This is a genomic window from Sphingomonas sp. Ell38C01, from assembly GCF_055231975.1.
This window is the reverse complement of record NZ_JBUYVA010000001.1, coordinates 2454523-2468487: the sequence shown is the minus strand read 5'-3', so window position 1 is coordinate 2468487 and position 13965 is coordinate 2454523. Positions and strand designations below refer to the sequence as shown.

Sequence of the window (13965 nt, the reverse complement as noted above, 5' to 3'; positions counted from 1 at the left end):
GTCCACAGCAGCCGGCGCAGCCGGAGCCTTCGTCACGGATGCGGCCGGACGACCCGCGTCGGCGCCCCGCGGGGGGGGGGCGGGTTTGCCGGGCTTGGGCGGGGGGGTGCGCACGGGGGGCTTACTCATAATTGTTCTGGACTAGCCATTCGCCGACCAGCCGCGATCCGGTCGCGAAATCGACCTTCGGGATGACCCCGAGATCGGCGTTCAGCAGCGTCGGATCGGCAACCGCCCAACGGACGTCCCCGTCGCGGAATTTGCCCGACACGACCGGGGCCGGTGCACCGTTCGCGGTGGCGATCATCTGCGCGGCCTGTTCGATCGTGGTGGCGACACCGGAGCCCACATCGACCTTGCGGACGATGTGCGGCGGCGATCGCAAGGCGGCCACGAATGCATCGACCACATCGTCGATATACACGAAGTCGCGGCCGATCTGGCCATCCTCGTAGATATCCAGCGTCGCGCCCTTGCGGGCGTGCCGATGGAACAGCGTGATGATCCCGGTGTACGAGTTGAACGGCGACTGGCCGGGGCCGTAGACGTTCTGGAGGCGCAGGATCGACAGCGGCACGTTGAACGCGCCCGCCCAGGCGCGCAGCACGTGCTCCTGCGCCAGCTTGGTCGCGCCATAGACGCTTGTGGGCGCGGGCTGGTGCAGCGCGGCGTCGTGCGCGCGCGGCCGCGCCGGCTTGCCGTCAGGCGACGAGAAGTCCCAGTCCGAGGCGAGCAGCTGCGCGTTGGTGCGCTGCCCCGGATAGAACAGCGCGCCGTCCTCGTCCGCCCAGGCCCCTTCGCCATAGACCGCGCGGCTGGATGCTAGCACGATATGGTCCGGGACGAACCCGATCGCGGCCATCGCATCGAGCATGGCGGTGGTGCCGACGACGTTCGTCCGCGCGTGCAGCGACGCTGCGGTCAACGACTGCCCGGTGCCCGTCTCGGCCGCCAGATGGACGATGACGCGCGGACGCCACTTTTCCAGGAAGCCCGGCCAGTATTCCGTGTCGCAGACGTCTGCGACCTCGAGCACGACGTCGTCCGCAAGCGCGGCCGGACGAACGGGCTCCGGGTGAACCTGCGAGTGCAGCATGTCCACCGCCACGACGGGGAGGGGCTTGTCCATCGCCTGGCTGAGGCGGCACCCGATGAAACCGGCGCCGCCCGTGATCAGAATACAGTCTTGCAAATCGCTGTTCCTAGCTGGGAATGACGGTCGAACCGACCGGCGGGATCAGGGGAGGACGAGATCGGGCTGCGGGCGCGGGACCTTGTGGCCCTTGCCGATGCCGTACGCGATGAAATACGCCAGCGGCGCCATTTGCGACTGTCCGACCTCCGGATAATTGTCGTAATACCATTTCGCGTCGAAATAGGGGGACGGTAGCACACGCCCGTCCCGGCCCGCGGCAAGATAGTGCACCAGCGGGTTCCGCTCGGTCGCGATGCTGGTATCGTTCATCGCACGATAGTCGCGCAGGCTGAATGCGGGGCTGGGATCGCGATCCTCGCGATGGCCCTGCATCAGGAAGTGGGTCAGCGGTTCGGTGCCGCGCTCCCGCACATCGGGGTTGTTGTCGAGATACCACCGGCTGTCGAACAGCGGATTCGGCCAGCGTCCCTTGCGCCAGCCGCCGTCCAGATATTCGATCAGCGGGCTGACCCCGTTCGGCAGGGCATAGGCATGCCGCTCCAGATACCAGTCGGTATCGAAGACCGGTGCGGGATCACGACGTTCCCACTGGCCGTGCCGCAAGTAATGCTGAAGTGGATCGACCCCGGCTGCTCGCACATCCGGATATACCGAAAGATACCATTCTCGACTGAACAAAGGCGACGGGTCGAGCCCCTTGCGCCAGCCGGTGTTCAGAAAATGATCCAGCGCATCGATATTCGGCGGCACATCGGTCATCTGGGTCAGGCGATACCAATCGCGGTCGACCAAAACCGCGACCTGATCCTGCAATTCGCGATCCACCATAAGCATACCTCAACTGCGTCAATCGAACGTCGTGCGAACATCGCCGGGAACGGTCATTCGCAAGTGCGTCACACCGTCGCAAGTCAACTTCCTTGCAATTCCGGCATGGTTCCGCTCGGTTCGCCGGTTTCCGGTCGATCGGGCAGAAGGTCCTCTCTAGGGTTGCGGTTACTGCGCGACCACGCGGGCGGTATAGATCGGCGAGAACAGCAGGTTCACGATCTCTACGAGTTTGCGCGTCTGGGTAAATCGCGCATTCGCGACATAGATGACGTCCTTGTCCCGCATCTGGAACCGCTGGGCCAGAAAGAAGCTCGACGGCTTCGACATATCCAGCCGGTAGATGGTCGGTGCCGGCATCGGCGCGGTTGCCCCCGCCGCTGCCGTGCCCGCGTTGCGAAACACGAAGACGGCCGACGGATCGGCCCGGACATCGGACGGCCCGCCGGCGCGGGCGATGGCCTCATCCAGCGTCAGATACCGGCTGTCGAATGCGAACTGCTGGACGCGATCGACCGCGCCGAACACCGAATAGGTCCGCGGGCGCCGCAACAGGTCGATGCGGTCTCCAGGCAACAGGATCAGATCGCCCGCCGACCCGCTGTCGATCGCCTCGAGATAGACCTCGGCGGTCTGCCCTCCGCGGGTGAAGCGGACGAGCGTGCTTTGCGGGCCATCCTGCGTTCCGGTCCCGCCCGCCGCCGCGACGGCATCGAGCAATCGTTCGCGCCCCAGCGTCAACTGCTGGCGACCCGGCCGAGCGACCGCGCCACTGACCAGCACGGTGTTGGTGATGTTGTTGCGGAGTTCGACCAGCACCTGCGGCATCTGCGACTTGCCGGCCAGCCCGCGTTCGATCATCCGCCCGATCTCGGCCGTCGTCTTGCCCGACACGTTGAGCACGCCAACATAGGGCAGCTTGATCTGCCCGTTCTCGTTCACCACGACACCGGGCAGCGCCTGCGAGCGGGCGGACGGATCGAAGCTGGTGACGGACGGGGTGGTGCCCGAGCCGCCCAGCGTCGTCGTCCCGCTGCCGAACAGCGTCGTCCCGACCTCGAAGATGGAGATCGACAGGACATCGCCGGGCCCCACCTGATCGACCCGGCCGGTCCGCGCGAGCGCGCGCAGCGACGCGGTGTCGAGTGTCGCCGGCTGGCTGACCGCGGGGATGTCCTGCGCGGTCAGATTGACGATCCTGAAGCCGAGCTGGCTCGCAGCGTCGCGCTCTTCCTTCAGGACGTCGTTGGTCGTCGGGCCGCTGGAGGGAAGCGAAGCACAGCCCGCCAGCACGAGCGCGATCGTCGCAACCGGGGCTGTCACGAGAACCGAGGAGCGCGTGCGATGATTCATAAGATACTCGATGGAAATACGGCCGTCATCTACACGCCTGTGGCGGGGTTTGACCAGTGGAATGCGCCGGGCGCGGCACGCTTGTAAATTTCCGCCAGTGCGCGCCGGTGCGCCTCGGCCGAGAAGCGCCGCATCCCGACCCGTCCGGCCTGTCCGAGCCGCGCCCTGAGATCTGTGTCGCTGTCCAGCATCGCCAGGCCATCGGCGATCGCGGCGACGTCATAGGGGTCGACGGTGATTGCGGTGTCGCCGGCGATCTCGGGGCTGGCGCCCGCGTTCGACGTCAGCACCGGCACGCCCAGCGCCATCGCCTCCGCGGCCGGCAGCCCGAACCCTTCGTAGATCGACGGAAAGACCACCGTCCGCGCACCCGCGACCAGCCGCATCAGCATGGCTCGGGGCAGATAGTCGATCCGCCGGATCGATCGTGTCCCGCTCAACTGGGTGCCGTGCGCGCCCGCTAGCAGTGCCAGTTCGCAATCGGCGTGCCAGCCCTCGCGGCCCACGATCACCAGCGGCGTCTCGATACCCGACTGGAGATATGCCTCGATCAGTCGGCCGACATTCTTCTTGGGTTCGATCGCGCCGAAGAACAACAGATAGCCGTCCCGTCGCAGGTCGAACAGGCGGGACAGCCACCGGTCGAGCGTGGCGTCGTCCCACACCGATGCCTCACCCGCGTCTACCCGCTGATAGGTGTTGACCACACGGTCCGCCGGTGCATCGATCCAGTCGATCAGGTCGCGCCGCGACGTCTCAGACACGGTCGCGAGCAGCGCGCCTTCGACCAGGCATCGACGCAGCATGCGTTCGTGATACGCCTTGTCCTCCAAGCTGGTATGGGGAAGCCGCAGCGGCACCAGATCATGGACGGTGTAGATGTTGGCCGCGCCCTCCAGCCGGACCGGCACCGGATAGGTCCAGTGCATCACCGCCGGGGGGGCAGGCATCCGGACCGGCAGAAATCGGCCGTAGCGACGGAAATATGTCGCCGAAATCGTGAACAGAGACCGCGCGGTGAACAGGCGATCGGACGCGGGCACCCGCTCCGCGAGTTCGGGCGCGATCACCCGGCCCCGCCGTTCGATCTCGACAAGATCACGCGCGCCCGGCAGCGTCAGGAACCGCCGCATCCTGGCCTTCATGGTGGTGCGCGGTGGCATCGGCGGATCGCTCAGCCGTCCGTAGAACAACGTCTCGCGATTGGCGGCGGGCACCTTCTCGGTCACGTCCACCCCGTAGACGAGGTCGAGCCCCCAGCCTGATCCCACGATATCGTCACAGACGCCGCGGGCGTAGGTCGCGACCCCCGTTCCGCCCGGGAGCGCCAGATTATAGCCGTCGACCCCGATCCGCAGCGATGAGGACATGGTCATTCCGGGGTGCGTCCAAGCACTGCGGCATACAGGGCGATCAGGCGCTGGGCGTAGGGCAGGGTGCGGAACTCCAACGATCGCCGAAGCCCGGCCGTGCCCAACCTATCGCACAGCGCATCGTCTTCATCCAGTCGCCGGATGCACGCTGCCATCGCGTCGATGTCGTACGGGTCCACCAGCAGGGCGGCTTCCCCCGCGACCTCCGCGGTCGCACCGCCCGCCGAAGTCATCACCGGGGTTCCCAGCGTCATGGCCTCGGCGACGGGCAGTCCGAAGCCTTCGGACAGGCTGGGAAACAACAGCGCGCGCGCATGCTTCATCAGCCCCGCCAATCGCTCTCGCGGCTGGTAGGGAAGGACGGTGATCGTGTCGTGCGCCAGCATCCGGCGAACCGACTCCGCCCGCCAGCCATCCGGGCCGACGATGACGAGCGGACGCGTGACCCCGCTCTGTCGATAGGCCTCGGCCAGCCGGGCGAGATTCTTGCGTGGCTCGATGGATCCGCAGAACAGGAAATAGTCGCGCGTGTCGCCGACTTCGGGCACTTCGGCTTCCTCGCCCGGTATCGATACGGCCTGGGACGTGTTTACTACGAAGTCAGGATCGCACCGCAATGTCGCCACGATCTCCGTGCGCGCCGCTTCCGATACCGTCAGCAAGCGGTCGGCGCGCGCGGCGATCCGGTGAAGCAGGCGACGATGGCGGGTGCCGCGAATCGGCGAGAGCGAGCGGTCGGCCAGCGGGATGACGTCATGGACCGTATACACGTTGCGCCATCCCGCCATCACGACGGGGACGGGGTAGGTCCAGTGCATCACGCCGGGCGGTCCGTCACACCGGACCGGCAGCAATCGACCGTAGAGGTTGAAATGGATCTGTGCTTCCCGGAACACGTCACGCGCGGCGATCGACCGGTCTGCCGAGGTCAGCACGCAGCCCTCGCGCGTCTGCGCGATGCGCTCGCGTATACGCGTCGAGGCGAACCAGCGCTTGATCCGGCTGGTCCCGTCGAGATCGGCGTGGAGCAGGAGCGGCCGGACCCCCGCTTCCTCCAAAGCCTGGACCAGGGTTCGTGCATAGCGCGCGACGCCCGTCCCGTCCGCACCGAGCATGCGCGCATCGATACACACCCGCATCGGATCGTCCGCCCTAGCTGCGAGCGCGAACGGCGGCAGCTCGGGCGGCGCCGGTTGCGGATCGCCGTCGCCGCTTCCGTCCTCGTCCGGCCCGGTGGTTGGACCCCCCGCTCCAGACATGTCTTGCACCTTTACACCACGGCTGTTCATACGCTGGCGGATACGATACCGCGTTGTTCGGACCGGGCCAATGCGCCACTCCAGGAACATCGGCAATGGATATGGTAAGACCCGGATGATCGAATTCGAAGGGGTCTGGAAGGAATACAAGGTCCGCGCCTTCCGCAAGCTGGTGCTGCGGGACCTCAACTTCCAGATCATGCCGGGCGAGAGCCTGGGCATATGCGGCGCGAACGGGGCCGGCAAATCGACCCTGATGCGGCTGATCTCCGGGGTCGAGCAACCGACCGTCGGCAAGATCCGGCGGTCGATGTCGGTGTCGTGGCCGCTCGGCTATGCCAGTGCGTTCCAGGCGAGCCTGACCGGATCGGACAATGCACGCTTCATCGCGCGGATCTACGACCGTGACGAGCAGGAACTGCTCGATTTCGTCGAGCGCTTCGCAGAGCTCGGACCGTTCCTGACCCAGCCAGTCCACACCTATTCCGCCGGCATGCACGCGCGCTTGGCGTTCGCGGTTTCGCTCGCGATCGATTTCGATTGCTATCTGATCGACGAGATCACGAGCGCGGGCGATGTCAGGTTCCAAGCGCGCGCGGAGGAAGCGTTGCAGCATCGTCGCGCGAACGCGACCCTCATTATGGTCAGTCACGCAACCGGCACGCTCGAGGCCTATTGCAAGCGCGGTGCGGTGCTCAACTCCGGGCAACTGACCTTCTACGACACCATTGAGGAAGCGATTTCAGTGCACGAGGACAATCAACGATCGATGGCGACCCGCAATGGCTGACACGATGCTTCCAGACGCCGCGCCGTCGGTGCGCAGCGCCGCGATCGCGGGACGCTTTCTCGAGGACGAGGGCGGCACCGCGTTCGAACTCTTCGCTGGCGATGTTCCTGCGGACCGGCTGGTGGTGATCTTCGCATCCGCCGGCGCTTTCGATCTGCGGGAACCGCTGACCGCGCAGGCCGCGCTCTTGGACGCCGGGTTCGACGTCCTGGCGGTGCGGCCGCGCGAGAACCGCTGGTATCAGGATCTCAGCGAAGTAGCGATGGCAGCCCGGATCGGCGCGCTGGCGGATTATCGCGAACGCTTTTCGGTCGGCTCCGATATCGGGGGCTATGCCGCCTTGTACTTCGCGGCCGCGATCGGGGCGACGCGCGTGCTGGCCTTCTCTCCGGTGTTTGCGATGACGGCGGACACCGTGCCTTGGGAGGATCGCTGGGCGCTGCCGGCACGCCACGACTGGCATCACCGTCCGATGGATCAGGCGTTGGCCGAAAGTGATGCCGCGCTCGGGATCGCCCATGATCCGCACACCCTCGACAAGCGCCATGTCGCGCTGTTCGTCGAGGCGCGGCCGGATATAGCGCTCAACGCGATCCCCTATGCCGATTCCCCGGTGACGACGATGCTGGTCGAGGTCGGGCTGCTCGCCGACTATGTTCTCGATGCACTGAGCGGGCAGGGGTATCCGAGCCATCTGACGATCAAGGGCGTGCGTCGGCGCTCCGCGATCTATCTGAAGGCGATGGCGCTGGCCTGCGTGCGGCACGGCCATACCGAGGTCGCGGAACGCCTCTTCGAGATGAGCCTCGAGCGACGCCGGGGGATCGACACGTTGTTGTCCTACGGCCGGTATCTCGCCGACGCCCGCCGCCCAGCGGCGGCGCTTCCCTATATCGAGGAGGCGATCCGGCAGATGCCGCCGCACGCGCACTGGATGGCGTTCCAAGCCTATCTGCAGGAGATGGTCGGGGACTTGGCGGGGGCGGTGGAGTCCTATGCGACCGCGGCACGCTACGATCCGTCGGTCGTCGAATTCGCGCAGAGCGAAACCCGCGCGCTCCGCGCCATCATCGCGCTTAATCAGGGGGCGACGCAGCCGACCGGCAACGTACGAACCGCGCTGGCGCAGCTCGATCAGCTCAAGGCCGACGCCTCCGGTCGCGAATTCGGCCTGCGTACGATCGCGACGGGGATCGGCGTGTCGCTGGTGATCGTGATCATCTTCTGGGTCGTCGGCGGCATCTTCGAGTTTCGCTGACGATCTCGTCAACCGCTGCCGCGGTATCCGCGGCAGCGGTTCCCGTCACGCCTGCGCGTTGATGTGCCCCGGCATGGCCGGCCAGCCGCTTCCGTGCCAGTCGTCGCCGTCCTTCGTCCAGCCGATCCGCTCGAACAGGTCGCGTGACAGGCGGTTCGCTGCGGTTTCGGCAGCGGCCGCGCGCCAGATCGCGTCGGCGGTGTCGCCGAGCATGTCGCCGATCATCGCCAGCGCGGCGATCTCCACTTCCAGCCCGACCACGCGACAGCTCATCACGAACTGGTCGATCACCGTGTCGGCTACCAGCACGACGGCAATCAGCCCGTAGCCGACAAACGAATCCTTTGCCTCGACAGCGAACCAGATCCCGCTGTCTGCCAGATATCCGGTCGCCTCGGCCAGCGACCATCGCCGGCCAGTCGTGTTGAACTGGTTCGTCTTGTTGACCAGTTCGAACGCGCGCGCGAACCGCGGATCGTCGGTCGAGCGGATCGCATGCGTCGCAACCTTCAGCCCCAGCGAGCCGAGGAACACGGCGCGGGACAGGGTGGTCCTGGCGGTGTCGCGGGCGACCTGCGCGCCGATCATCGCATTGCGGTTCGCCGATTCGGCGGTGATCGTCGGAACTTGCGTCTCCGAACTCCAAAGCAGGATCCGACGCCAGTAATAATGGGAGGGGCCAAGGGTACGGATACCGGAGATCGCCGCTTCGACCGAGGCACGCTCGATCGGATTGTCGTCCACGAACAGGACGGATTCGGGAAGGATGTTCGCCTCGGCGATCGCCTCGCGGATCGTGTCCGCCTTGGGCGTCCAGCCAACCTTTCGCAGCGCGAAATCGTTGAGACTGAAGCGCGAGCCGATCTGCATTCCCCAGAGGTGTGCGATGCGGTCGGGATCGTTCTTGCTGACGATCGTCAGGATGATCCCGCGCTTCTTCAGGTACGAAAGCGCCTCGACCATCCCCAGCGGCCAGCCCTCGACAAGGCTGCCATCGAACTCGGTGCGTTCCGCCGCGATTCCGCGCCACAAGGTATCGTCGAGATCGACGCAGACCATCTTGACCGCATCGACCCCGCGAAGCGTTCGCCACATCGCCGCAGCCTCGCCCCAGACCATGTCTATGAACCCTGCGATATCATAGTGATGGTGTTCAGACAGCGCCGGCACGGGCTCCATCCGCTCGCGATCGAGATCCGCATCGAAATCGCTGATCGTCCCGCCATGGTTGAATAGCCATACGGCATCATCCTGAACCAGCCGGCGTCCGAACGTCCCGGCGATATGATCGAGATCGAGCAGGTGGCAGTTCGCGCGGGCGCGGATCATGTCATCGAGGGCACGGTTCAGCTCTTCGATGAAATAGACCGGGTTGTGCAGATCGTATCGCGGCGCGAACCGACCGATCATCGATGCCTGCGGGCGCTGATAATTCATCACGAAGGTGATGACCTCGCCGCTCCACGCGCTGGCCTCGTCGAGGAACAGCGACAACCGCCCGACGCATGTGTCGAACAGCGCCTGATGCGCGACCACATCATCATAGGCTAGGCGCATATAGTCGCCTTCGGGCAGGATCGACCGAAGCGGCACTTGGATCAGCTGGAAATCGCAACTCTCTAGATAGCCGGGCTCGGCGCGCGGCAATGTCGCGGTATTATTGATCAGGACACGGTCCACCGCGACGCCGGTGTGCCGCGTACTCAACACCTCGCCCCACTTGTCGAACACGCAACCGCCGATCAGGATGACGTGCGTGGGATCGAGGTCCGACACGCCAAGGTCGCGTGGGGCGAGATACTCGCTCTCGCGGTGGCGTTCGAGGGTTCCCAGCCGGCGTCGACGACGATCGTTCGTGCGCGGCAACACCGACTGGACGCTCGCCACCCCGGTCCGGTTCTCGAGCATTCGCATAAGCCACGACCGATGCGACAACGCGCGCGCGGCTGTTTCGCGAAGCTCCTCGGACGGTAGTTCGCCGGTTAGCAGCACCGCGGCCAGTTCGACTTCCCGATCGCTGGGCCCGATCCGGTCGTTTTCGGCGCGCTCGGGAACTCGCACCCGCAGATACTCGTCGGATGCCATCATCGCGGCGACGAGATCGCGGACCGAACTGGCCTCCATATGCCCCTCGATCACGACCTCGCTTTCGGGCGGGCGGCTGAGCACGAGTTCGTAGGACAGGGTAACCTGGTCACGGGTCAGCATTGAGGTCTCGATTCTAGCGCGCCGGGGACGCGGCAGGCGGCATGGCAGCGACTGGTCCGATATCGACCGGTCCAGCGCCTTCGCGGTTGAACGCGGTCGCCATCTCATCGTTCAACGCAATCGCCTCCGCGATCTCGGCGCGGTACATGTAGTCATCCGCCGCGCATGCGAAGAACCCGGCGACGCCCAATGCGATCTCGCGCTGGTCAAGCCCGTCGGTCCGGTCGGACAGGGCGAGCGCGTGGCTGCCCTTGATGCGGATCGCGAACTCCGCCGGCGCCCCGCGCGGACGCACCAGATCCAGCGCGATCCAGCGCGCGGCGCCGGCTGCGAGCGTTCCGGTGCGCAAGGCCTCGCCCTGCTCGACATACAGCTCGAACTGGGTGACCCCGTCGTCGGGCGCGACCAGCTTGAGATACGCGCGGAAGCGGTATCCGTCGCCCGGTATCGAGAAGCGAAGCGTGCCGCCTCGCGGCTTCGTCCAGCATCCCCACGCATCGGGCCACCACCATCCGGTGTCGCCGCGATAGATTTCGCCTGCGGCCATGCCACGCCAGATCCGTCGTTCGAAGTTGCGCTGGATCGGATGATACGCGCCGGGAACCACCGCCGGTGCGGTCGTGTCGACCGGGGCTGCACGTTTGCCGAACGCCACGATCGAGCTCTCGATCTGGTCGGCGATGTCGATCCACCGGCGTGGCTCGAACCCCTCGGCGATGTCCCGTTCGCGCGCTTCGCGGTGCGTCGAATCGAGGATCAGCTTGCGCAGTCCCGCCTCCAGCGAGGCAAGGTCGTCGTTGCGAAAATACTCCGCAAAGCGGCCGCCCGCCTCGGGCAGCGACGACGAGTCTGCCAGCAGCGGAACCTTGCCGTAGCACAGCGACTCGGTGACCGGCAGTCCCCAGCCTTCATACGTGCTGGGATAGAGCGTGAAGAGGCACTCGCGGTACAGCAGTGCCAGTTCCTCGTCCGACAGCTGGGACAGCATCACGACGCGCTGGCGCAGCAGGGTACTGTCCTCCAGCCGCTGATAGACCTGATCGTTCAGCCAGCCGCGGTTCCCGACACATACCAGCTTGGGCACCGTGTCGGCACCATGGGTGCGCGTCAGGTTCGCCCAGGCGTCGAAGGCCAGCGCATGGTTCTTGCGCGATTCGATGGTCGAGACGAACAGGACGAACTCGCCGGGCTTCAGATACCAGCGCGACAGATAGTCCGGCGCCAGCGGCGTTTCCGCGGTTCGTCGGAAATCGGCGTCGAGGGGGATCACCGCGACGTCGTCCGGTGCGACCGTATGGCCGAGCATATCGGCGACCTTGATGAGATCCCGCTTGGTCGACGCCGAGTTCGCCAGGAAGAAATCGGCATGCTGGAACACGCCTAGCGCCCATGTGATGAAATCCTGCGTCAGTTCCTTCACACAGTGCTGCGGCGTCATCACCGGGATCAGGTCGTGCACGAACGGCACGTAGCGGATCTTCCTGGTCCGCTTCGCCTCGCGGACGTACAGGAAATAATTCTGGAGCCACCACGAAGTGCCCAGGTTCACGAGGCACGCGCCCTCGGGAAACTCGAACGGCGGCGAGACGCTGAGATGAAGGTAGAGCCGGTTCAAGGCGGCCAGCCAGTCCGGCGCGGTGCGGTCCCCGCTGACGACGGACAAGGCGCGCAGTTCGAGGAAGTTCTCGGCCGGGATCTCGACCCAGTCGTCGTCGCCCTCGGTGAAGCAGCAGATCTGGACCGGCGGGCGGCTGCCCCGCATCAGCGCGTTGCCGATCGTCTCGATCTGAACGCGCTGGATCCCGGTCGGCAGCCGAGCATTGCGAAAATAGGAGATCAGATCGGACGCGTCGAAGACGATCGCGACACCCTCCGGTACGCGTCCGTCGCGACCATGGAGGCTCGTTTCCTGCGACGTCACGTCATTCCCCTGTTCCAGCGTCTCCAGCAGCGCGCGTGCCGCCTCCAGCTTTCCGCGCTCCTCGGGTGACAGCGCCTCGGCCCCGGCAAGAAGGCGGTCGATGGACGCGCCGATCGGCGGCGGTGGGGGAGGGGCCGGCACCCGCGCCGCGCCTATCACCATCCGCATCGTCTCCTCGTCGATGCCCGCCTTGCGGTCGATCATCGCGCGGAACTCGCCGAACGCGTCGGCATGGCGCGGATTGCTCTGTACTGCCCGCAGCAGATGGCGGCGCGCGGCGCGCCGGTCACCGTTCATCCGCGACAGCCGGCCCAGATTGAAGGCCGCGTCGCCATCCGCGTCGCCCAGCGCCTCGGCGCGGGCATAGGCCGCCGCGGCGCCCGCGGCGTTGCCCATCTCCTTCTGGGCGTGGCCGTACTGGATCCAGACGTGACGAAGATCGGGCTCCAGTTCGAGCGCCCTGGAAAAGCGATCGACCGCCCGTGGCCAGTCCCGGTCGTCGCGCGCCGCATTGCCGGCCGCGATCAGCGCGTGCGCCACGGCGCCGACGCGGATCCCGTTGGACTTGTATGCGATGAGCCCGAGTTTCCGGCCCCAACCGGCAAGCGACAATGCCATGTGACCAAGATGCCTTTAGTTCGCGTGCTCGCGCATGCCCGCCGCGATCAGCCAGCCAAGCGTGTACAGCACCAGAAGCGCACCGAACACGGTCAGGATCGTCTTGAACGGCTTGGGATAGAGCGACTTGACCGGCAGGTTGGGCTCGACGACGCGAACGATGAACAGTTGCTGGCGCCGTGCCTCCTCGCGCGATTTCTCGAGCGCGGCGGCTGCCGTCTCGTAGCGGGTCGCGGCAAACTTCTGACGCAGCAGCAGCCCCTGATATTCACCCAAGCCGGAGGCGATCGACGACGTGCCCGAGGTCAACCGGGCATCCTCGCGCGCGACCTGCGTCTCGAGCGAGGTGACGCGGTTGCGCAGCGCGACCACCTGCGGCGCTGTCTGCGAGATGTTCATGCTGGAAAGCTGCGCGCGCGCCTGCGCCAGCTGCCCGCGCAACGTGGTCACCAGCGTGGTCTGCGCTTCGCCGGTGCCCTGCGGATCGATGTCGCGACGGCCCTGCCGGAACGCGGTCACCTGGCGTTCTGCCTGGGCCAGCTGGGATTCGCTGTCGGCGAGCAGGCGACGCGATTCCCGGAGCGAATCCTCATAGGCGCGGCGATTGAGCTGGTTCACGCGCTTCTCACCCAGATCGAGGAGTGCGCGCGCGACGGTCAGCGAATCGTCCGGCCGGAACGTCCGCACCGTCATCGTGACGATGCCATCCTCCCCCGGGATCGCGATCTTCACCTGCTTGCGGTAGTATTTCAGCAGCGCTTCGGGGGTGGGATTGTCGTAGTTCAGCTTGCTCAGCACATCCGCCTCGGGCCGGCGGAAGATGTCGACCATCCCGACGTCGCGCCGCAGCGTCGCCACCGCATCGTGCGAATCGAGATAGTCGGACACGCTGCGCGTTTCGGTCGCGGTCGTGGTGCCGCCCACCGCCTGGCTCAACACCGCGCCAAGCCCGGTCGGCGCGACGGCCGCCTGTGCGTTCGAGCGGACGAGGAAATGCGCCTCCGAGATATACTGGTTCGACGCGAACAGGAGATAATAGGCGGCTACGAAAAGCGTCGGCAGGATCACGACGACGACGACACCGCGCCAGCGTACCGCGAGGTCGCGCAGCCTCCGGGAGGTTGCGACGACCTCGGTATTTTCCTGCCGCGGAGACGTGATGGTCCCGTGCATCATCCCGAACTCCTGAGCTTGGTAATCG

At 66.1% G+C, this 13965-nt stretch carries 10 protein-coding genes; 2 read left to right on the top strand and 8 right to left on the bottom strand.

The window, feature by feature from the left end:
• Nucleotides 1-121: 121 nt before the first annotated feature.
• The 5 genes from ACV7NO_RS11585 to ACV7NO_RS11565 all read right to left on the bottom strand — a co-directional run bounded on the left by ACV7NO_RS11585 (nt 122) and on the right by ACV7NO_RS11565 (nt 6059).
• Entirely contained in the window at nt 122-1192 is a 1071-nt protein-coding gene (locus ACV7NO_RS11585) for an NAD-dependent epimerase/dehydratase family protein (RefSeq protein ID WP_463406144.1), read from the bottom strand.
• A 45-nt stretch (nt 1193-1237) separates the two neighbouring features.
• Entirely contained in the window at nt 1238-1990 is a 753-nt protein-coding gene (locus tag ACV7NO_RS11580) for a hypothetical protein (protein WP_463406143.1), read from the bottom strand.
• Between the two features lie 162 nt (nt 1991-2152).
• The gene (locus ACV7NO_RS11575) at nt 2153-3307 is read right to left on the bottom strand and encodes a polysaccharide biosynthesis/export family protein (RefSeq protein WP_463406142.1); all 1155 of its coding nucleotides are present in this window, start codon (nt 3305-3307) and stop codon (nt 2153-2155) included.
• Between the two features lie 59 nt (nt 3308-3366).
• The gene (locus ACV7NO_RS11570) at nt 3367-4713 is read right to left on the bottom strand and encodes a glycosyltransferase family 4 protein (RefSeq protein WP_463406141.1); all 1347 of its coding nucleotides are present in this window, start codon (nt 4711-4713) and stop codon (nt 3367-3369) included.
• On the bottom strand, nt 4710-6059 hold the full coding sequence (locus tag ACV7NO_RS11565; protein ID WP_463406140.1) for a glycosyltransferase family 4 protein: 1350 nt from the start codon (nt 6057-6059) through the stop codon (nt 4710-4712). The genes ACV7NO_RS11570 and ACV7NO_RS11565 overlap by 4 nt, the downstream gene beginning before the upstream one ends.
• 25 nt (nt 6060-6084) lie before the next feature.
• Here ACV7NO_RS11565 and ACV7NO_RS11560 point away from each other — a divergent pair, with 25 nt between their 5' ends.
• Complete coding sequence (locus tag ACV7NO_RS11560; protein WP_463406139.1) at nt 6085-6759, top strand: ABC transporter ATP-binding protein; 675 nt, start codon at nt 6085-6087, stop codon at nt 6757-6759.
• A complete protein-coding gene (locus ACV7NO_RS11555) occupies nt 6752-8017 on the top strand; it encodes a hypothetical protein (RefSeq protein WP_463406138.1) in 1266 nt (421 codons plus the stop codon). The genes ACV7NO_RS11560 and ACV7NO_RS11555 overlap by 8 nt, the downstream gene beginning before the upstream one ends.
• 45 nt (nt 8018-8062) lie before the next feature.
• Here the strand turns inward: ACV7NO_RS11555 and ACV7NO_RS11550 are convergent, their stop codons facing one another.
• The 3 genes from ACV7NO_RS11550 to ACV7NO_RS11540 are packed head-to-tail and all read right to left on the bottom strand — an operon-like array spanning nt 8063 to nt 13937.
• A complete protein-coding gene (locus ACV7NO_RS11550) occupies nt 8063-10225 on the bottom strand; it encodes an HAD-IIIC family phosphatase (protein WP_463406137.1) in 2163 nt (720 codons plus the stop codon).
• Nucleotides 10226-10238: 13 nt separating this feature from the next.
• Nucleotides 10239-12764 carry a glycosyltransferase gene (locus ACV7NO_RS11545; RefSeq protein ID WP_463406136.1) on the bottom strand — a complete coding sequence of 842 codons (2526 nt, stop codon included), beginning with the start codon at nt 12762-12764 and terminating at the stop codon, nt 10239-10241.
• A 15-nt stretch (nt 12765-12779) separates the two neighbouring features.
• Nucleotides 12780-13937 carry a lipopolysaccharide biosynthesis protein gene (locus ACV7NO_RS11540; protein ID WP_463406135.1) on the bottom strand — a complete coding sequence of 386 codons (1158 nt, stop codon included), beginning with the start codon at nt 13935-13937 and terminating at the stop codon, nt 12780-12782.
• Nucleotides 13938-13965 lie beyond the last annotated feature (28 nt).